Below are 20,084 nucleotides of genomic sequence, written 5' to 3'. Positions count from 1 at the left end.
CCGGCGGGAAACTGTCGGGTGCCCCCACGCACACCCCTTTCGGGGGGTCCTGCCTGCCCCGCCCCGGCCCCCCCCCGGTGTGGGGTCAGGGCTGCCTCAGCGCAGCTGAGGCTGCCACCACGACCAGCCGGACAAAACCGCCGCGCGTGTCAGGCGGGCGGCGGACCCGACGGCGGCATGCCGCCCGGTCCGCCGCCGGGCGGGGCGCCGCCCGGTGCGCCACCTCCGTCGGCCGGCTTTGTCGCGGTGTCCACCCCGACCGTCAGCGCCACCGCATACCCGCTGCTCACGTCGCCGGTCACGGTACCGAGCTGCTTCACGCCCGCGTCGTCGCCGAACACGTTGTCGGTCTCCAGGGTGAGCTGGGCGAGGTTCGTGACCGAGGCCTCGTACCCCGTCTCCTTGTAAACCGTGTCGCAGTGCTGCTTCGGAATGGCGACCTGCGACGTCGCGATGGCCTTGGTGCTGTCGGTGATGCTCGCCTGATCGGGGTAGACCTCGAAGTGGACGTGCGGCCACCGCCCGGTGTAGCAGGCGGGGAAGATGCTGGTGAACGTCACCTTCCCGGCGGCGTCGGCGATCTGCACGCCACGCAGGTAGTTCTCCGCGGTGACCCCCTCGGAGTACATCGAGTACAGCCCGGCCCGGTCGCAGTGCCAGACGTACACCGCCACCCCGGCGAACGGCTTCCCCCCGCCGGCCAGGTCGTTGATCGTCAGCTCGAGGGTCATCGGCACCCCCTCGGCGACCGTGGACGCGTCACCGAAGCTGGACCGGATGTCGCTGCGGACGATCCCGCTCTGCTCCAGAACGTCCGGCCCGTTCGAGCCGTCACCCGGGTACGGGCCCGCCGTCTCGTCCGGGATCTCCACGCTGTTCGCCGCCTGCTCCTCCGACGAACAGGCCGTCAGGCCCAGGCTCGCCACCCCGATCCCGAAGGCTCGCAGGACCTGCCGCCGGCCCATCAGGGTGCCCAGGTCGAAACCCAGGCCCTGATCGAACACCTCCTCGCCGGGATGAGGCAACGGACGCCCCTGATAGTGCTTCACTGTTCCTCCGATGTGCCGCTCGGTGGTGGGTACCGCGCCATGCAAACACCGAAGGCTATGGATGCCCTGTGACGAGCTGTCCGCCCCCTTTGCCGTATCGATCTTCGTAGCGGATCTGCGGTAGGGTCAGGATCGGCTTGCATCGATTCAGGGAGGCGGGTGCGGATGATCACGGAGACGGCTTCGTTCCGGCAGCGCGCCGTCCGTTTCCTGGCCGAGGAGGCACGTCTCGACCAGTTCCTCGACATCGGCTCGGGCTCCGGCCTGCCCGCCGCCGGCAACACCCACGAGATAGCGCAGCGCCGCACCCCGCACGCCCGGGTGCTCTACGTCGACAACGATCCGGCCGTCGCCCGCCGCCTGCTCGGCCGCGCCCGCTTCATCGAGGCCGACCTGCGCGAGCCCGCCTCGATCCTGACCCACCCGCGGCTCAAGGAGACCCTCGACCTGGGCCGCCCGGTCGCCCTGATCCTGATCGCGGTGCTCGACCTCATCCCCGACCAGACCCGCTCACGCGAAATCGTCCGCGAGCTGCTGGGCGCGCTGCCGTCCGGCAGTTACCTGGCGGCCACCAGCTTCACCCTCGACTTCGGCACCACGGCCACCGTCACGCCGAGTCCCGGCCTGCACCCTCGTACCCGCGCCGAGTTCGCCGAGTTCTTCACCGGCCTCGGACTGATCGGCCCCGGCATCGTCCCGGTCTCCGAATGGCTTCCGGAGGTCCCGGCCCACCAGCGCCCACCGGCCGACGAGGTCGCGACTTTCGGGGCTCTCGGCCGCAAACCTTGAACCGCCTGCCGGGCGGTCCCCTCGCGCGGAACCTTGGGCCGGCATGCCGGGGCTGCTCGGCAGCCGTCGGGCGCGGTGGTGGTGCGGGCGCCGCCCAGTCGCCGTCACCACCACCGCGCCTTCAGGAGTCAGCGACCCCGAGTAGTCGCTGCCTCCTGCTCGGCGGCGCCGTCCGCGGCGCCGTTCTCAGCGGCGCCCTCTTCTGCGGCGCCCTTTTCTGCCGCACCCTTTTCTGCCGCGCCCTGGTCGGCCGCGCCCTGTTCTGCCGCGCCCTGGTCGGCCGCTCCACCCTCGGCAGCCGCAGCCACCGCCTTGGCGTCGGCGAGTGCCAGGCAGGACTGGAGCAGCGCCTGCTGCGCCGACGTCACCGCGTTGGCAGCGGCGCCGGCGTCCGCACCGGCTGCGCCTTCGCCCGCGGCGCCTTCCTCGGCCGCGCCCTGCTCAGCGCCCTCCTCGGCGGCACCCTTCTCGCCTTGGCCCTGCCCAGCCGCGCCCTTCTCACCCTGGGCCTGCCCTGCGGCGCCCTTCTTTCCCTTCTGGGCTTTCCCGGCCTTCTCCGCCGCCTTCAAAGCCTTGGCGTACTTCTTCGCGAGCGCCTTGTTCTCCGCACGGGCCTTCGCCGGGTTCTGGGCCGCCTCCGCAGCCTCATCCGCGGCCTCCTCGGCGCCGGCCTCCCCCGCCGCCGCGGCCACATCGGCGGCGAAGGTGTCACAGGCCGCCTCCAGCGCGACCGCCGAGTTCCCCGCGGCCTCCCCGGGCGCCTGCGCCTCCACCGGGGCCAGTTCCTCCCCGTCGCAGACCACCGCACCACCGTTGACCTGAACATCGGCACACTTCGAGACATCGAACTGCTGGCCGTCCACGGAAACCAGGTCCACAGCTTTCGTCTCCGTACCCGCCGAGGCGAGCTGCACCCCCGTCACCCCGCTGACCACCAGGACTCCAGCGACCACCACCGCGCCGATCGTCTTCCGCCGACTGTCCCCGTTACGCCGGTAGGCCCGCGCCCTCATAATCACTCCTCGTCGTTGGACATCGATGTCATCGGTTGGGGGGCCATACGGGTGCCGGCGCCCCGGGGGTTCAACCCAGATCCCCGATTCCCCCGCTCGAGCCCACCATCAAGGGCGAAAAATCCCAGCTCAGAGCCGACTTTCAAAAACCTCGGAATTTTTCCGTACGAGCCCTCATCCCACCCGCCTGTCAGCAGTCACACTGCGTTCCCCGCCCTCACCCCTCGCCCTCATTACGCTCCGTAACGCGCCGCGCCCGATCGCTTTCCGCACGGCCATCGGCCTCTCGGTCCAGGCTTTCATCGAGGGCAGGCGATCTCCGGGCTCGACGGCGATCCGCGGATCACGCACCATCCGTGGCCCCCGTCCGCGCCCGCCGCCTTCCCCGCACAGACTGCGGCCATCCCCGCGCACCCGACATTCGCCTCACCGCAGCCTCCCAGCCACCGCCACATCGACATCGCCACCTCTCTGCTCGATCACGGCCCTCGGGTGATAAGAAGCCCACGCCCTGCGACTTCGCATTCAGAATCTCTCGCCCTACCTAACACGGGCATTAAAGACCCTGTTAGATCATTGTCCCAACAGACATTCAAACCATTCCCGAAATCGCCATAGTGGCACTTCAGCCGCCGATAGTAGTAGTGAAAATTGGCATGATCCAAAACTGACACTTCGGGACCGGTGCGCGGCACAATCGACGCATGAGTCAGCTGTCGCTCTTCAGCAGGTCCGAGACCGCCGCAATGCGCGACCACACCAAGGCGCGCAACTATTCGCCGTCACGTGCGGAATTCCGCCGCGACCACAAACGCCGCCGCGACCGGGGCCTCCAGCGCAGGCATGCCGAGAAGCTCCGCCGCCTCCACCAGACCGACCCCACGACTCCCGCCCGCGCAGCCCCTGCCTGCCCGACGGCGCCTACCGCTCACCGACCCCGCCCCGAAACGGCCTCCGCCCCTCGGCCGGCGTCGACTCCTCGAACAAGGTCCACTCCGACTCGAGGCGCTGAACCTTCCCTGAGGCCGAAGCCGAGAATTCGCCTCCTGGGTTCAGGAGAGGCACCCGCTAACAGCCGGAACCTTCCGTCCAGTCATTAGGAACGCCTCAGGCTTGAGGCATTCCTGACAGCCAGGCGGGAAAAATCAGCATCCGACTCACCCACAAAGCCGAATGGTAGTGGGCCCTGAACAACACGAGCCCGCAACAGAGGTGAAGCCTGCCTTGAACGCGAGGCCATTACGCAAGGAATCGCGCAGGCGAAGGGCAGAGGATCGGATACCGATGGACGCTTCACGGGCAGGTAAGGGCATCGGGGAGACACCGCAGCGAATGGAAGGGCGCCAGAAAGACGCCCCGCCGAAACGCATCAGTTGACGCGGATGGCGATGCGGCGGATGCGGAGGCGATAAGTGATCGACAGCAGGGCGCAGCCGATCGTGATCAGGGCGATGCCGGTCAGGGCGATCGTCGAGGACGGGCCGCCGGTGACCGGGACATCACCGGCGCCGGGAGGCGGCGACGGGGACGGGGAGGCGGTCGGTGAGGGAGACGGAGACGACGGGGCTCGCGGTGTGGTGGGCGCCGGAGCCGGCTGCCGCGCGGGGACGACCACCGTGGACGGGGCGGTGGCTTCGGCCGGTGGGGCGTCGGAGTCGATGAGATCCCCGGCGACCTGGGCGGAGAACGTGTGCTTGCCGCGCGCGATCTCCTCCTCCGTGAGGTGGTACACGGCGGACACACACTGGACGGTCTCGCCGGGGGCGGCGCGGTTCGGGGTGCACGTGACCGCGGCGGGCAGGCCGGTGACCCGGATGTTGACGAGGGTGACGTTGCCGTTGTTGGTGACCTTGAGAGTGGAGACGACGTGATCGCGCGTGCTGAGTTGCCCGTCGCCGTCGGTGTCGGTCCAGGCGGCGCTCTGGCCGGCGGTCAGGCGCGGCGCCGGGGCGGCGATCGGCACGGCCGCGCCGGCGGTGTTCGAGGTGACGGCGCGGGCGGTGACGCCGTGGACGCCGCTGGCGACGGCGGTGGCGGTGACCGGGCCGCCGGCGTCGACGTCGGCCTGGGTGACCTCGTAGTTCCGGTCCGCGGCGCAGGTGGTGACGGCCCCGGGGGCGAGCCGGGCTGCGGCGCAGGTGACAGCGCCGGCACGGGCGTCGGCCACGGCGACGTCGCGGACCGTCACGTTGCCGGAGTTGGTCACGGTGTACCGATAGGCGATGAGGTTGCCGGTGGAGGCGGTGAGCGCCCGCACCCGGACGGCGACGGTCGCGGTCATCGCCAGGCGCAGGGACGGCGCCGCGGTGACCAGACCGACCCGCACCGGGAACGGGCCGAACGTGCGCGGGGCGGTCTCCAGCGGGGCCTGCCCGACCACGGTGACCTCACCGGTGAGGTCACCGCTGTCGAGGTCGCCCTCGGTGACGGTGTACGGGCCGGAGGTGCAGGCCATCGTCTCCCGGGTGGCGAGCCGGGCGGCGGGGCAGGTCACCGGGCCGGAGAGTTCGCTGGTGACGGCGATGGCGGTGATCGGCTGGTTGCCGGCGTTGACGACGTCGTGCCGGAAACCGACCCGGTCGCCGGGGACGGCCCGGCCCCCGGCCGAGGAGACGCCGGTGGCTGTGGTGGTGACCCGCAGCGACGGCTCGGGGACGAGCACCGGGACGGCGGCCCGGGCGGGACCGAACGTCTTCGACGGCCGGCCGGGGCCGTTGGCGGTGATCCGCGCTTCGGCGACGATCTCGCCGCCGGCCCGGATGTCGGCTTCGGTCACGGTGTACGTGTCTCGGGCCGTGCAGTACATCTGGGCCGCCGGAGCGAGCCGGCCGAGAGGGCAGCTGACCACACCGTTCCGCGAGTCGGTGCCGGCGATCTGTTCCATCGTGACGGTCCCGGCGTTGGTGACCAGGTATGCGGTGCCGACCCGGTCGCCCGGCTCGACGGCGTTCCGGCGCTCGGACGGGGTGACTACGGCCGCGCCGGAGACGGTGAGTTCGGTGACGCCCGCCGCGACGGCCACGCTGATCGTGTCGGTGCCGTAATCGGCACGGGCCGTTCGGGTCGGGGCTCGGCCCTGCGCCCGGGCGGTGCCGGTGATCGGGCCGGGCCCGTCCACCCCGGCCTGGGTGACGGTGTACGGCGCCGCCGGGCAGCTCAGATTCCCGCCGGGCCCGATCGGTGTGCCCGGGCAGGCGACCGCGCCGCTCAGCGGGTCGGCGACGGTGACGTCGTTCATCGTCACGTTGCCGGTGTTCTCGACCTGGTAGACGACGGAGAGCACGTCGCCGCGCACCACTCCGCCGGCCGGCACCGTGACGGTGTGGGTGAGGGTCAGTGCGGGCGTGGCCGCGGCGACCGGCACCGAGGCGTTGCCTTCGGCGAACACGGTGGGGCTGAACGGCGCGACGCCGGTGGCGGTGACGATGGCGTCGTTGTGGATCGGGCCGCCGCCGTCGATGTCGTCCTGGACGACGGTGTACGGCTGGGCGACCTGGGTCCGGCAGGTCCCGGTTCCGTTCGGCGCGATCGTCGCCGGGCAGGTGATGCCGGTGGCCCGGGAGTCGTTGACGCCCACGGTGTCGACGGTGACGTTGCCCTTGTTCTTCACCTGGTACTCGTAGGCGATGGTGTCCGTCTTCCGGACCGGTGTCCGGCTGGGGGTGGCCACGACCGCGACGACGTCGATGACGGGCCGGGGCGCGGCGACGGCGACGGCCACCGGGACGGCCCCGAAGCTGAGCAGGTTGTTCAGTCCGTCACGCCCGGTCACTGTAGCGTTGTTGGCGATCGGCAGGCCGCCGTCGACGTCGGTCTGCAGCACCTCGTACCGCGATCCGGCCGGGATGGAGCAGATCTGGCTGGCGCCGGCGGCGAGGGTCACCGGGGCGCAGCCGAGCGGGCCGGGCCGGGTGTCGGCGAGGGTCACGTCGGTCAGCGACACGTTGCCGTTGTTGGTGATCCGGTAACTGTAGTGGATCAGGTCGCCGGTGGCCGCGCCGTACTGATGGGCGGCGTCGCTGACGGTCGCGGTGGCCACCACGACCAGGGACGGGCGGCTGACCACGAGGGGCGAGCTGGTGGTGACCTGGGCGAACTCGACGGCGGTGGGGTTGGCGGCGGTCTGCGCGACGACCCGGACCCGGTTGCTGATCGGGGTGCCGGCGGCGATGTCGGAGGCGGTGACCGGGCGGGTGCCGCCGGTGCAGGTGACGCTCTGGCCGGCGGGCACGGTCCCGTTGTTGCAGGGGCCGGAGCCCACCCCGCCGATGGAGCCGGTGACGATCAGCCCGGAGGCGTCCAGGTTCCCGGTGTTGGCGATCAGGTAGTCGTACGCGATGGTGTCGTTCTCCGCGAAACCACCGGCGGCCGGCACCGCTGTCGGGGTGACGGTGAGGGTGAGCGCGGGTGTGGCGGGGTTCGCGACGATGCTGTCCGAGGCGGCGTTGTTGGCGCTGACCGGGTCGGTGCTGTCCGAGGCGACGATCCGGGAGGTGTCGACGAGCGTGCCGGCGCCCTGGGCGATCGCGTTCACCGTCAGGTTCGCCGTGCCGGCGTACGCGATCACCGGGATGGTCCAGGTCAGCGCCCCGCTGTCGTAGTAACTGCCGGCGGTCGCGTTGGTCCCGGAGACGACGGCGAGGCCGGCCCGCGGCTCCTCCCGGACGAGGACGTTCGTGGCGTCGGACGGCCCGTTGTTGACGACGGTGATCTCGAACTGGACGTCGTTGGTCTGCACCACCGGGCCGGGTGTGACGGTCCGTTTGGTGAGCCGCAGTTCGGAGCGGTGTTCGACCGGCTCGGCGGTGGTCACCGTGTTGTCGGCGGGGTCCGGGTCGGCGGTGGTGGCGGTGATCGCGGCGGTACGGGTGAACACCGCGCTCGCGTACCCGCGGGACAGGCTCACCCCGTCGAACGTGACCGTCCAGTCGGCGCCGGTGGCCAGCGTGGGACGGGTGCACACGTAGATGCCGCCGTCGTGGTTGCTGGCGCCGGGTGTGCCGTTGCCCTGGAAGGCGCAGACCTCGCCGCTGCCGGTCGACGTGGTGGCGAACGGGATCGGCAGTCCGGCCGGGACGGGCTGCCGCAGCACCAGGCCCTCGGCGCGGGTGGGTCCGTCGTTGCGGACGGTGACGACACCCCGCACCGGATGGCCGGCGACCAGCCCGGTCTCGCCCGGGGCGGTGTTGGTGAGGGTCTGGGCGGCCCGCAGGTCGGCTTCCAGGTCGATGGTGAAGGTGACCGTGGAGGTGTCGTTGGACGGGTTGGGGTCGGCGGTCGGGGAGATCACCGTGGTGCTGGCGGAGAGCAGGCCGGCGGCCACGTTCGGGCCGACCGTGGTGGTGCCGGTGATCTTGACGATGTCGCCCTTGAGCATGCCCGGCAGGGTGCACGCGCCGGCGGTGCAGTACTGGGAGGCCGCCCGGTTCACGATGAAGCCGACCGGCACGATCGTGTTGAACGAGACGTTCATCGCCGGCCACGGGCCGTTGTTGGTGACGGTCAAGGTGAACGGGACGACGTCCCCGGGTTTGGCCCGGTTCGCGCCGAGGACCAGCGAGACGCCGAGGTCCGCCTCCGGGGTGCCGGTCTTCCACACCGAGTGGTTGTTGTCGGTGACGTTCTTCTCCGGGGTGGACGAGCTGACCGAGACCGCGTTGTTGACGGTGCCGGCGCCGGGGTTGGGCAGGCTGACCACGATGGTGACGGTCGTCGTGGCGCCCGGCATCATGTCCGGCACCGCGCATTCGACGGTCCGGATGCCGGCGGTCCAGGTGCAGGGCGTCGGTGCGGGCGTGGTGTCGACGACGGCGCTGCCGAACGTGGAGGTGGACGCGATCGGGTCGGTCAGCGTGATGCCGCGCGCCTGGGACGGCCCCTGGTTGGTGATCGTCGCGGTGTAGGTGATGGTGTCCCCGGGGACCGGGTTCGCCGGGGTGTACGTCTGCACCACCTTGAGGTCGGTCGACGTGTTGACGGCGGCGCTGACCGAGGTGCCGTTGTCGGCCTGGTTCACCTCGTACGTCGCACTGCCGACCGCCGCGGTGAGAGTGGCCTGCGCCGCCGGGGTGGCCTGTGGCACCACCGTCCCGGTGATCGCCACCGTGGTGGTGGCGCCGCGGGCCAGGCTGGGGATGGCGCAGGTGACGTCGGTCGGCCCGGCGGGCGCGGTCGGTGTCGCCGTGCAGGTGCCCAGTGGCGTGGTCGCGGCGACGCCGTAGATGCCGTACGGCACCACCGAGGTGACCTGCACGGTGTTCGCGTCGTCGGGCCCGGTGTTCGTCACGGTGAGGTCGGTGGCGGCCATCTGACCGGCCATGATGCCGGGCGCGCGGACAGCGGCGGTGATGCCGAGGTCGGCGGCCGCGGCCACGGTGGTGCCGGCGCCGGTGGAGAAGGACGTCTGGTTGGCGCCGGTCAGATCGTTGAAGAAGGTGGCGGTGGCCTCGTTGGTGACCGTCGTCGACGCGGCCGCCGAGGTCACCCGTACCTGATAGCTGAAAGCTCTGGTGTCGCCGACCGGAAGCGCGCCGCCGGTGTTCGCCCCCGCGCCGACCCCGGTCCGGACGCGGACGGTCCGGGTGGCCGCGTCGTATTCGCCGGTGTCGGTGTCGGCGTTGTCGGAGACCGGGGTGCTGCTGGCGCCGGTGAGGGACCGGATGGAGCCGGGCACGAACGTGACGGCGGCCGGCAGATCATCGGTGAGCACGGTGTTCTTCGCCGGATTGCCGCCCCGGTTGGCGGCGGTGACGGTGTAGGTGAGCACGTCGCCGACGTTCGCGGCGCCGCCGGACACGCTCGCGGTGGTGGCCAGGCACGGTTCCGAGCCGAACGCGATGGCGTCCAGGAAGTTGCCGTAGGTGGGCTTGTTCTGCGCCGCCGAGATCGACTCGAACCAGAACCGGGTGGTGGTCTGCCCGGACGGGACGGTGTAGTTGCGCGACCAGGTGCCCCAGGCCGCCGAGCCGTCTTTGACCGGACCGCCCTGCTGGACCGTCGCGTTGGGCGGGCCGATCTTGACGATCATCACGTCCTCGCCGAGCCGGCCACGGTGCTTGAGCTCCCAGCGCAGCGTCTGGCCGGGTGTGGTGGTCAGGTCCTGGTAAACGGCGGAGACGTAGTTGGCGTTCAGCTCGATGAACTGGTTGCCCTGGCCGGAGGTGAAGCCCTGCCGGACCTCGCGCCAGTGCTCGAAGAGCTTGTCGGGCGCGGTGGTCTTCCAGCCGCCCATGTCGCCCTCCGGCTCCAGGACCATGGTGGCGGCCGGGATGACCGGGGCCTCGAAGTCACCGTTGACGATGGTCACCGGGGCTGCGCAGATGGTCGCGGCCCTCGCCTCCGGCGGCCGGGTCAGCGTGATCGGCAGGGCGTAACAGAGGGTGGCGAGGAGAGCGAGCACCCCGGCCCGGGCAACGGCAGTCATCACCGGCAAGCTTTACCGAAAAATAATTTCACGTACGCTCTTTAACCGAAATTCCGGAATTGAGGACCATCTTGCGCACAGCCGTCCGCACCACCTTCTTCAGGTCCTTCTCCCCCGGCTCCCGAAGACCGATCAACCCCACGATCAAGGACAGGTCCCGGTACGCGACAAGCGCCATCCTGCCCCGCAACGGCTCCCCGGATCCGGTGTCGATCCGCAGTCCCACGGTGATCGACGCGTCACCGAGCCGCGGGTTCCAGTCCAGCGGCCCGACCTCCAGCCGCCCCTCCGCGGTGGTGATCACCGGGCACCCGCCGAGCACCGTCCCGGCATCGGCGACCAGACCGGCGGCCGCCTTCTCGCCGGTGTCGGCCAGCGCCTCGACCAGCACCGTTCCGGTCCGCTCGTCGGCGAACAGCGCCGTCACGCCACGGCCGGCCGGCACCACCGGCGGCGACTGCGCCGGCCGGGCCGCGCACGGATCGGTGCCCGGGTGGTAGGCGGCGAGCGCCGAGGTGAGCATCCGGTGGATACGGCCGGCGTCGTACGGCTGGTAGCCCTCCGGCACGTCACGCGCGGTGAGCAGCGCTTTGGTGAGCGGCGCCGGGCGGGTGGGCGGTGGGGCCGCGTACGCCGGAGCCGTCATCCCGAATCCTGCGAGGACAGCGAAAGCGAGGGCCTTACGGAGAAATAGTGCCATTCGCCCACGGTATTCAGGGCCTCACCCGCCTCGGCGACGATTCCAGCGATCCGTTGCGGGCTCTGGCGCTTGCGCCGATGGGCCAGGCTGTGCTCCTGACCTGCCGACCTCTATCCTTCGGTTCCCTTCGAGCACCAGGAACGACCTTGACGACGTCCTATCCCTGTCCGCACTGCGGGGCGCCCGCGTCCCTGCCGGACGGCTGCCCTGCCTGTGGAGCCGGCCCCGACCCCGAGGCCGCCGAGGTGATCCGGCTCGACGGTGAGATCGCCGATCTCGACCGCCGGCTGCGCGCCGCCCGCATGGAGGTCGTCACCGTGGAGCGGCAGGCGCAGGCCGCCCGGGACCGTCGCGCCACCCTCGCCGCCCGCGTCGTCGCCCGTCGCTCCCCGGTCTCCCTGCCCTCACCGCCCGCGCCGCCCGCGGCGCCGCCGATGTCCGCGCCGCTACCGGTCCGGACGGCGCCGGCCGAGCCGAGGCTCAGCACGATCACCGTGCAGAACCTGCTGTTCACCCTCGGCGGCCTGCTCCTGGTCGTTGCCGCCGCGGTCTTCACCGCCGTCGCCTGGGCCCAGGTCGGCGTCACCGGCCGGGCGCTGCTGCTGGCCGGCGCGACCGCCGCGATCCTGGCGGTGCCCCCGTTCGCGGTGCGGCGTGGCCTGACGGCCGCCGCCGAAACCCTCGCCGCCGTCGGCCTGCTGATGATCATGCTCGACGGTTACGCGGCGTGGGCGGTCGACTTCCTGTCCGCCCGCGATATGGACCCTTCCGCGTACGCCGCCGCAGTCCTCACCACAGCCTCCGCAATCTCCGTGGGATACGCCCGGTTCACCGGCCTGCGGGGCCCGCGCATCGCCGCCCTGCTCATGGCCCAGCCGGTGTTCCCGCTGCTGGCAGCCGCGGCCGGCACCGACCTGACCGGCTGGTCCCTGGCCTTCCTGGCCACCCTCGTCCTCGACATCGCCGTCCTCCGCCTCCGCTCCCGGCCCGTCGCACCCGCACCCGCACCCGCTACCGACGGAGCCGGTGAGTCTGCCGCCCCGGCAGTCGACGGAACGGTCGCTCCGCTCGATGCGGTGACGGTTCTCGCGTACCTCTGCGGGGGTGCCGCCGCGGCGATCTCCGCGGTGACAGCGCTCGCCGAACTGTCGCTCGCCACCACCCCGGCGAGCGCCGCGCCGGCCGGCGGCATCCTGCTCCTCACGCCGCTCGCGCTGCTCACCTGGGCGTTCCTCATCCGGTCGCGGATCGCGCAGGCGATCACCGCCGGGCTGCTCGTGGTCACCGCCGGACTGGCCGGGACCCGCTGGGCGTGGACCCTGCCGATCGAGTTCGCGGACTCCGCGTGGTACTTCACCCGGCTCGCCACGGTCGCCCTGATCCTCGCCGTCGCGACCGCGCTGCTGCGCCGCTCCCGCACCACCGACGGCTGGCCGCCACCGGCCCCCACCCCGTCCGGACGGCGGCTCGCCGACGTGGCCGGGTTCGGGGCCTGGATCGGGGCGCTGGTGGTCGGGGCAGCGCCGGCACTGGTCGTGCTGGTGTCCGTGGCGAGCGCGGCGATTCTCAGCGTCGAGGCCGCACGACCGGTTCTAACCACGCCGCTGGACGTGGCGGTCACGCGGGGGCAACCGGACGCGCTGGTCGCGGCGGTGCTGACCGTGGTGGCGTACCTCCTGATCCTGCCCCGCAGAACCCACCGCGACCTGATCCTGACCGCCTCCGCCGCGGTGGCGCTGCTGCTGCCCGTAGCGTTCGGGCTGCTCTGGTGGGCCGCACCGGTCGCCGATGTGACCGTCGCCGCGGCCGCGCTGGCCCTGGCCGCCCGGTCACGCGCCGCCTACCCGGCAGCGCTGTCGGTGGGCCTTCTACTCCACGCGGTGGTGACCGGATTCGGTCATCCCGGTATCGCGGCGGCGGTGTTCGCGGCGATCACCGTACTGGGCCTCGCGGTGGGTGTGGCCCTGCGATCGCGCCCCGGCGGTGCGGAACTCGGCACCGGCGGATTCACCACGGGCCTCCTCGCCGCCGGGCCCGCGATGTGGCTGGCGCTGCTGGCCGCCGACACCTCGGCCACGGTACGGGTCCGGGTCTCGCTGGCCGTCGTCGCTCTTTTGTGCCTGGTCGCGCACCTGGTGTCGCGGCGGCTGGCGGTCTACACGCGACAGGCGCTGGGTGTCGCCCTGGTCGCCGCCGGCAGCATCCCGTTGTGGGCCGGAGCCGGTGCCGACGCGGTCGCGCCGTACGCCGCCGCGGCCCTGCTCCTGATCGTCTCCCTCCTGCCGATCCGCACCACCGCGACCCTCGGCGGCGCCGTGACCGCGGCGCTGGTCCCGGCCCTGGCCCTGATCGCCCTGACGCTCGGCGACCTGGCGATCGTCCTGGCCCATCCGTGGGACGCCACGAACGCCATCTGGTCCGGCGCCGCACCCGATCAACCGGCCGCCGCCTGGCCCTCGGTCGCCGCCTTCACCATGGCCGCGGCCGCTGCCGCCATTGCCGGCTGGCTGTTCACCCGCTTCGCCCTGCTCCCCGCCACGCATACCGAGCCCACTTCACCCATTGAGCCCACCTCCCGCGCCGAGCCTGCCTCGCCCACGGAGCCCGACTCCCTCGCTGAGCCCGCTTCTCCCCTCGAACCCACATCGCCCGCCAAGCCCACTGCATCCGCCGAGCCCGCACCCGCCGCACCCGCAGCGGGCGCGGAAGCGCTGGCCCGAGCCTCTCGACGGGCTGGGATACCACCATGGCTGGTGGCGGTATCGGCGGCGGCTCCGCTGCTCGCGCTGGTGGCGCCGATGGCATTCGCGGCGGCGCGGGCTCCCTGGCCCACCGTGCCGATCGTGGACCTGGTGGTGGGACTCGCGGGGCTACTGGCCATCGCGTACCTGCCCCGGCGCGACAGCCCCGCCGATCTGCTCACGGTTCTGTTCGGCGCGCTGGCCGCGGCCGGGGTCGCCGGCTCGACCGCCGCGCACGGCTCCACGATGGTCGCGCTCGGCCTGGTCACGGCGGCTGCCGCGGTCGCCGGTGTGGGCGGGCGCCGTACGATCGCCCGGATCGCCGGCTGGATCACCGGCACCGTCGCGGTGGTGGCCCTGGCGTACACCGTCGCGGACGCTGCCGACCTCGGCCCCGCCGCGCCACCGTTGTTCGTGCTGACCGCCGCGGCCCTCGCCGTGGCGCTGGAGTGGGTCCTGGCCTCGCACCGCCCACGGGAGGCCCCGGCGCCGTTCGTAGTAGCGCACGCGTCGGCGCTGGTCGCGCTCCTGATCACGGATTCGCTGCTCTGGGCCGCGCTGGTCTGCAAACTGTGGGCGCTGGTCCTCTCGGTCCGCGCGATGCGGCCGGGCGAGACACGAAGGACCCGCTTCCGGTACGCCGTCACCGCCGCCTCCATCGCCCTGGCCGGCTGGTGGCTGCTGCTGTCGTCGCGGGACGTGGAGACCACCGAGGTCTACACGCTCCCGGCCGCCGTCCTGGCCGCGGTGATCGGCTGGTTCGCCCGCCGGAGCCGCCCCGACCTGCCGTCCTGGACCGCCTACGGTCCCGCCCTGGGCGCCGCCTTCCTGCCGTCACTGGCGGTGATCGCCTACGGTTCCGGCGCCGAACCGCACTATCTGCGGCGGCTCCTGCTCGGCACCGGCGCCCTGCTGGTGCTGCTGGCCGGCGCGCGGGCTCGGCTGCAGGCACCGGTGGTGACCGGCGGGGTGACGCTGGCGCTGGTCGCGGTGCACGAACTGGTCCAGTTCTGGGACCTGCTACCCCGCTGGGTGCCGCTCGCCGTCGGCGGCCTGCTCCTGGTAGGCGTCGCTACCACCATCGAACAACGCCGCCGCGACGTGGCCCGCCTCCGCGCCGCCCTCACCCGCATGACCTGACCGCCCCGGTTCGCCAGCCGTCGCTCAGACACCTTCCCCACTCCCCGAAGGACGCCTGACCGACGGCTCACGAACCACCGCCGACCCCCGCCGTCGCTCACACACCTCTCCGAGCCCTCGAAGCAGGCCTGGCCGACGGCTCGCACGCTGTCACCGACCGCCAGCCGTCACTCACACCTCACTCCCCAGCCCCGAAAGCAGCAGGAGCGACGGCTGGCGAACTGATGCCGTCGGCCGGCAACCCTGGGGACCGTGTCACCGGGGCCGGCCCTGACTCAGTAGACGTCGCGGACGTAGCGTTTGTCGGTGGCGAGCTGCTTCACGTACGCGGTCGCGGCCTCGTCACTGAGCCTCCCGTGGTTGACGGCGATGTCGTGCAGGGCGCGGTCCACGTCGCGGGCCATCCGGCTGGCGTCACCGCAAACGTAGAAGTGGGCTCCGGCCTGCAGCCACGCCCACAGCATCGCGCCCTTCTCCCGCATCCGGTCCTGTACGTAGATCTTGGACCGCTGATCCCGGGAGAACGCCACGTCCAGCCGGCTGAGGATGCCGTCGGCACGCAGCGCCTCCAGCTCGGCCGCATAGTAGTAGTCGGTGGCGCTGCGCTGCTCTCCGAAGAACAGCCAGTTGCCGCCGGGCGCGCCGGTGACCTGCCGTTCGTGCAGGAAGCCGAGGAACGGCGCGACCCCGGTGCCGGGCCCCACCATGATCATTGGCGTGTTGGGGTCGGTGGGCACCCGGAAGTGCGGCGCCTTCTGCACGAAGACCGACACCTCAGCACCGGCCGGCGCGTCGGCGAGATGGGTGGAGCAGACGCCTTTGCGGGGACGGCCACGATGGTTGTCGAAGCGGACCACGGAGACGGTGAGGCTGACCAGGTTCGGGTCGGTCACCGGCGTCGAACTGATCGAGTAGTGGCGCGGCTGCAGCTTCTTCAGCACTCCGGCGAGTTCAGCGCCGGTGACCTCGACCGGATGCTCGGCGAGAACGTCGACGGCCTGCCGGCCCCAGGTCCATTTCGCCAGCTCACCCTTGTTGTCGGCGCGCAGCAGCGTCTTGAGGTGCCCGGATCCACTGCGCTCGGCGACGAACCGCAGCAGGTCAGTGGTGACCCGGGTGATGTCGAGATGCCGGCTGAGCGCGTCTCCCAACGTCACCACGCCGATCTTGCCGAGTTCGACCGGCGTGTCCGTAGCCAGCCCGGTCACGTCGAGCCATTCCCTGACCAGCGCCGCACAGTTGACCGGCCACACCCCCAGCGCATCTCCGGCCCGATATTCGAGCAGCCCGCCGGTGTCGAACGTGAACTGCCGAACCTCCTTCGCCGACCCCGGCAGGCTGAGCAGCCGATTCCCGGCCAGCGTGGCAGTCAGCGGCGCCGCTTTCGTAGGCCCCGTTGCCACGTTCGCAACAACCGCAGCCGCAACCCCGATAGAGGTAGCCCCGTTGGTAGCAACACCGCTAACAACAGCACCACCAGCAGCGACACCGCCGGTAGTACCAACGCCGCTAGTGGTAGTAGCGCCGCTGATGCCAACGCGGCTGGTGGTAGCGCCGCTGGTGGTAACGCGGCTGGTGGGAGCGCCGCTGGTGGTAACGCGGCTGGTGGGAGCGCCGCTGGTGGGAGCGCCGCTGGTGGGAGCGCCGCTGGTGGGAGCGCCGCTGGTGGGAGCGCCGCTGGTGGGAGCGCCACCAATACCAACGCCATTGGTGGCAGCGCCACTAGTGGCAACACCGCTAGGAGCAACACCGCGAACGACCGCACCGGCGGCAACACCGCTGGCAAAAACGCCGGTATCGGTAGCGCCGCTAGTAGTACCGGAGGCGTTGGTGATTGCGGCGTTGATAGGAACCGCGCTAGTGGGAGCGGCGGCGGCGAGAACAGCCCCGAGAGAAGCGGAGTCGGCCGGAGCGACGCCAGCGGGAACAGCGCTAGTGGGAACAGCGCTGGCGGGAGCGGCGGTGGAGGCAGCGGCATCAGTAGGAGTGGAGTCGGTCGGAACAGCAGCGGTAGGCAGGGCCGCGAGGACGGAGGAAAGCCATCCGTCAGCGGTTTCCTCGAAGTCCGGCTCGCAGTCCGCCCGCGGTGCCAGGCGAACCGCACCCAGTTCGGCCAGCCGCTCGTCGAGCCGCCTGCCGTGCCCGCAGAAGTCGTCGTAATTGGAGTCCCCGAAAGCCAGCACCGCGTACCGCTGCCCGTCGAGCCGCGGCGCCCCGTCCCCGGCGAGGGAGTCCCAGAACGAGCTACCGTTGTCGGGCGCGTCTCCGTCCCCGAACGTACTGGTCACCACCAGCAGGTCAGCCCCCGGATCGAGCAGATCCGCCGCGGGCCCGTCCATTCCGATCACGCTGACCTGCCGCCCGGTCTCGGCCAGCCGCGCGGCCACGGTCTGCGCGAAATCCTCGGCGTTCCCGGTCTGCGACGCCCACAGCACCTGCAGGCGACCGGCTCGCGGCTCCGCGGGGGGCGAGGCCAGGTCAAGGGCTTGCGTCGGTACGGGGGAAAGCACTCCCGCCAGCAACCCGTTCACCCACATGGCCGTGGCATGGTCGAAGGGCGCCCCCGGCGGCAGCACCGCCGCTCCGGGCCGCACCGCCGCCCCGGCCAGGAACCCGGCCAGATATCGCCGCTGATCCTCGGTGAGTTCCGGCGGCGCCGTGTCGATCCCGAGCGCCTGCCCGACCCCGCCAGACAGACCCGCAGAGCCGGTAAGGGCCAGGCTGGTACCAGCAGGGCTGGTATAGGCCAGGCCGGAAGGAACGGGGCCAGCAATGACAGAGCTGGTACCAGCAGGGCCAGTAAAGGCAGGGCTAGTACCAGCGGGGCCGGCAAAGACAGGGCTGGTACCAGTGGGGCCGGCAAAGACAGGGCTGGTACCAGTGGGGCCGGCAAAGGCAGGGCTGGTACCAGTGGGGCCGGCAGCGGGCAGGGCGACGGCGGGACCGGACGAGGCGGGGCCCGACGGGGCTGGGCCCGACGGGGCTGGGCCGACGCGGGTGAGGGAGACCGCGCACACCTTCAGTTCCGGCTGGAAGGAGATGGGGTCGACGGCGTCGCTGGTGACCGCGTTGACGCTGACGTATTCGCCGAACAGGTCGTTCCAGTGGATCGGGGCGAAGCAGCTGCCCGGCAGCACCCGGTCGGTCACCACGGCGGGCAGCACCGCCCGCCCACGCCGGGACGCGATCTCCACCAGGTCGCCGGCCGCGATCTCGAACAGTTCCGCGTCGACCGCGTTGATCTCCAGGAACGGTTTCGGGTTGAGCCGGTTCAGCTTCGCGATCTTGCCGGTCTTGGTCATGGTGTGCCACTGGTGCTGGAGGCGGCCGGTGTTCAGCACGAACGGATAGTCGTCGTCCGGCATCTCCGCCGGGTCGGTGTGCGGCCGGGCGTGGAACACGGCTCTCCCGCTGGCGGTGGCGAACCGCAGGCCACCGTCCGGGGTGCGGTAGCGGATCGGGTTCCGGTCCGGGCCGCCGGGCGCGGCCGGCCACTGCACCGGCCCGCGGTTCAGGCGCTCGTACGTGACGCCGCTCAGGTCGTACCCCGTCTGCGGGTTGGCAAAGCTCTTGATCTCCTCGAGGATCTCCTCGGCGGAACCGTAGGCGAACGACGCCCCGTACCCCATCTCGGCCGCGACCCGGGCGATGATCTGCCAGTCCGGCAGCGCTTCCCCGGGCGCGGGCACCACCGGGTGGACCAGGGTGAGATTCCGCTCCGAATTGATCATGATGCCGTCGGCCTCGGACCACATCGCCGCGGGCAGCGCGATGTCGGCGTACGCGTTGGTCTCGGTCTCGGCGAACGCGTCCTGGGTGACGACCAGCTCGGCGGCCTCCAGCCCGGCGATCACGGTGCGCCGGTTGCCGACCGAGGCGACCGGGTTCGTGCAGATCACCCAGCACGCCTTGATCCTCCCGGCGGCCATCTGCTCGAACATGTCGACAGTGCCCTTGCCGACCTCGGTACGCAGGGTGCCGGCCGGCACGTCCCAGACGTTCTCCACGAAGGAACGGTCGGCCGGGATCAGCACCGACCGCTGGCCGGGCAGCCCCGGGCCCATGTAGCCCATCTCCCGGCCGCCCATCGCGTTGGGCTGGCCGGTGAGCGAGAACGGCCCGCTTCCGGTACGGCAGATCGCCCCCGTCGCCAGGTGCAGGTTGATCAGGGCATTGGTGTTCCAGGTGCCGTGGGTGCTCTGGTTGAGGCCCATGGTCCACAGGCTGACCCAGTTCCCGGCCGCCCCGATCCACTCCGCGGCGGTCCGGATGTCCGCCTCCGGAATGCCGGTGAGGTCCGCGACCCGGTCGGGGGTGTAGTCGGCCAGGAACGACGGCATGGCCTCCCAGCCCTCGGTGTGGGAGGCGATGAAGTCGTCGTCCTTGGGCAGCAGATGCAGCAGGCCGTTGAGCAGCGCCAGGTCCGCGCCGGGCCGGATCTGCAGGAACAGGCCGGCCTTCTCCGCGGTGGTGGTACGCCGCGGATCCACCACGATCAGCTTGGCCCCGGCCTTGACCCGTTCCATCATCCGCAGGAAGAGGATCGGGTGGCAGTCGGCCATGTTCGACCCGATCACCAGGAACGCGTCCGCGTGGTCCAGGTCGTCGTAGGAGCCGGGCGGCCCGTCCGCGCCCAGCGACAGCTTGTAGCCGGTGCCCGCGCTGGCCATGCACAGCCGCGAGTTGCTCTCGATGTTGTTCGTCCCGATGAAGCCCTTGACCAGCTTGTTCGCGAGGTACTGGGCTTCCAGGGTCATCTGCCCGGAGACGTACATGGCGAACGAGTCGGGCCCGTGCTCGTCGATGATCACGCGCAACCGCCGGGCGGTCTCGCTGATCGCGGCGTCCACGCCGGTCTTCTCCGCGGAGGCGCCCCGGTGGGCACGGATCAGCGCGGTGTCCAGCCGCCCCGGCGCGGCGAGCAGCTCGGCGCCGGTCGCGCCCTTGGTGCAGAGGCGTCCCGCGTTGGCCGGATGGTCCCGGTCCCCACTCGCCTTGATCACGTGGAGACGGCCGTCGCCGTGGCGCGCTACGTCGAGCACCATCCCGCAACCGACACCGCAGTAGCCGCACACGGTTCGCACCTGGGTGACATCGGCAGCCACGGGCACCCCTTCAAGCCAGACGTCATCGCAGATCCCCCAATCTAGGAACCGCTGGTTTCCGCATGGTCACTTGAAAGTGCGTCGCCGATTACCCCGGCGTCACGTCACGACGCCCGCCGTTGTG

7 protein-coding genes are annotated in these 20,084 nt (G+C 71.4%); 2 read left to right on the top strand and 5 right to left on the bottom strand.

Features of this window, described 5'->3' with window-relative positions; genetic code table 11:
* Nucleotides 1–149 precede the first annotated feature (149 nt).
* Nucleotides 150–1,025: a dioxygenase family protein gene (locus ACZ3II_RS41705; RefSeq protein WP_465526089.1), complete on the bottom strand. Its 876-nt coding sequence runs from the start codon at nucleotides 1,023–1,025 to the stop codon at nucleotides 150–152.
* A gap of 189 nt (nucleotides 1,026–1,214) precedes the next feature.
* On the opposite strand from ACZ3II_RS41705, the gene ACZ3II_RS41700 reads away from it, so the two are divergent.
* Nucleotides 1,215–1,838 carry an SAM-dependent methyltransferase gene (locus ACZ3II_RS41700; RefSeq protein ID WP_465526087.1) on the top strand — a complete coding sequence of 208 codons (624 nt, stop codon included), beginning with the start codon at nucleotides 1,215–1,217 and terminating at the stop codon, nucleotides 1,836–1,838.
* Between the two features lie 128 nt (nucleotides 1,839–1,966).
* Here the strand turns inward: ACZ3II_RS41700 and ACZ3II_RS41695 are convergent, their stop codons facing one another.
* The 3 genes from ACZ3II_RS41695 to ACZ3II_RS41685 form a co-directional block, all read right to left on the bottom strand.
* Nucleotides 1,967–2,851 carry a hypothetical protein gene (locus tag ACZ3II_RS41695; RefSeq protein WP_465526081.1) on the bottom strand — a complete coding sequence of 295 codons (885 nt, stop codon included), beginning with the start codon at nucleotides 2,849–2,851 and terminating at the stop codon, nucleotides 1,967–1,969.
* Between the two features lie 1,369 nt (nucleotides 2,852–4,220).
* Nucleotides 4,221–10,274, bottom strand: a complete 6,054-nt coding sequence (locus ACZ3II_RS41690; RefSeq protein WP_465526079.1) for a DUF7507 domain-containing protein — start codon at nucleotides 10,272–10,274, stop codon at nucleotides 4,221–4,223.
* A 28-nt stretch (nucleotides 10,275–10,302) separates the two neighbouring features.
* Nucleotides 10,303–10,974, bottom strand: coding sequence for a hypothetical protein (locus ACZ3II_RS41685; protein ID WP_465526077.1), 672 nt, complete (start codon nucleotides 10,972–10,974; stop codon nucleotides 10,303–10,305).
* 146 nt (nucleotides 10,975–11,120) lie between these two features.
* Here ACZ3II_RS41685 and ACZ3II_RS41680 point away from each other — a divergent pair, with 146 nt between their 5' ends.
* Nucleotides 11,121–14,855 (top strand): SCO7613 C-terminal domain-containing membrane protein, encoded by a 3,735-nt coding sequence (locus ACZ3II_RS41680; RefSeq protein WP_465526075.1) that lies wholly within the window; start codon nucleotides 11,121–11,123, stop codon nucleotides 14,853–14,855.
* A 275-nt stretch (nucleotides 14,856–15,130) separates the two neighbouring features.
* Here ACZ3II_RS41680 and ACZ3II_RS41675 read toward each other — a convergent pair whose 3' ends face one another.
* Complete coding sequence (locus tag ACZ3II_RS41675; protein ID WP_465526073.1) at nucleotides 15,131–19,960, bottom strand: molybdopterin-dependent oxidoreductase; 4,830 nt, start codon at nucleotides 19,958–19,960, stop codon at nucleotides 15,131–15,133.
* Nucleotides 19,961–20,084: the final 124 nt, after the last annotated feature.

Source organism: Actinoplanes sp. NPDC019969, assembly GCF_055562375.1.
Note: the sequence above shows the minus strand (reverse complement) of the source record. Positions and strands in the feature narration are given on the sequence as shown.

Coding starts and splice junctions, on each gene's coding strand:
- ACZ3II_RS41695 (WP_465526081.1), bottom strand. CDS start 2,851: ATGAGGGCGCGGGCCTACCGGCGTAACGGGGACAGTCGGCGGAAGACG.
- ACZ3II_RS41690 (WP_465526079.1), bottom strand. CDS start 10,274: ATGACTGCCGTTGCCCGGGCCGGGGTGCTCGCTCTCCTCGCCACCCTC.
- ACZ3II_RS41685 (WP_465526077.1), bottom strand. CDS start 10,974: ATGGCACTATTTCTCCGTAAGGCCCTCGCTTTCGCTGTCCTCGCAGGA.
- ACZ3II_RS41700 (WP_465526087.1), top strand. CDS start 1,215: ATGATCACGGAGACGGCTTCGTTCCGGCAGCGCGCCGTCCGTTTCCTG.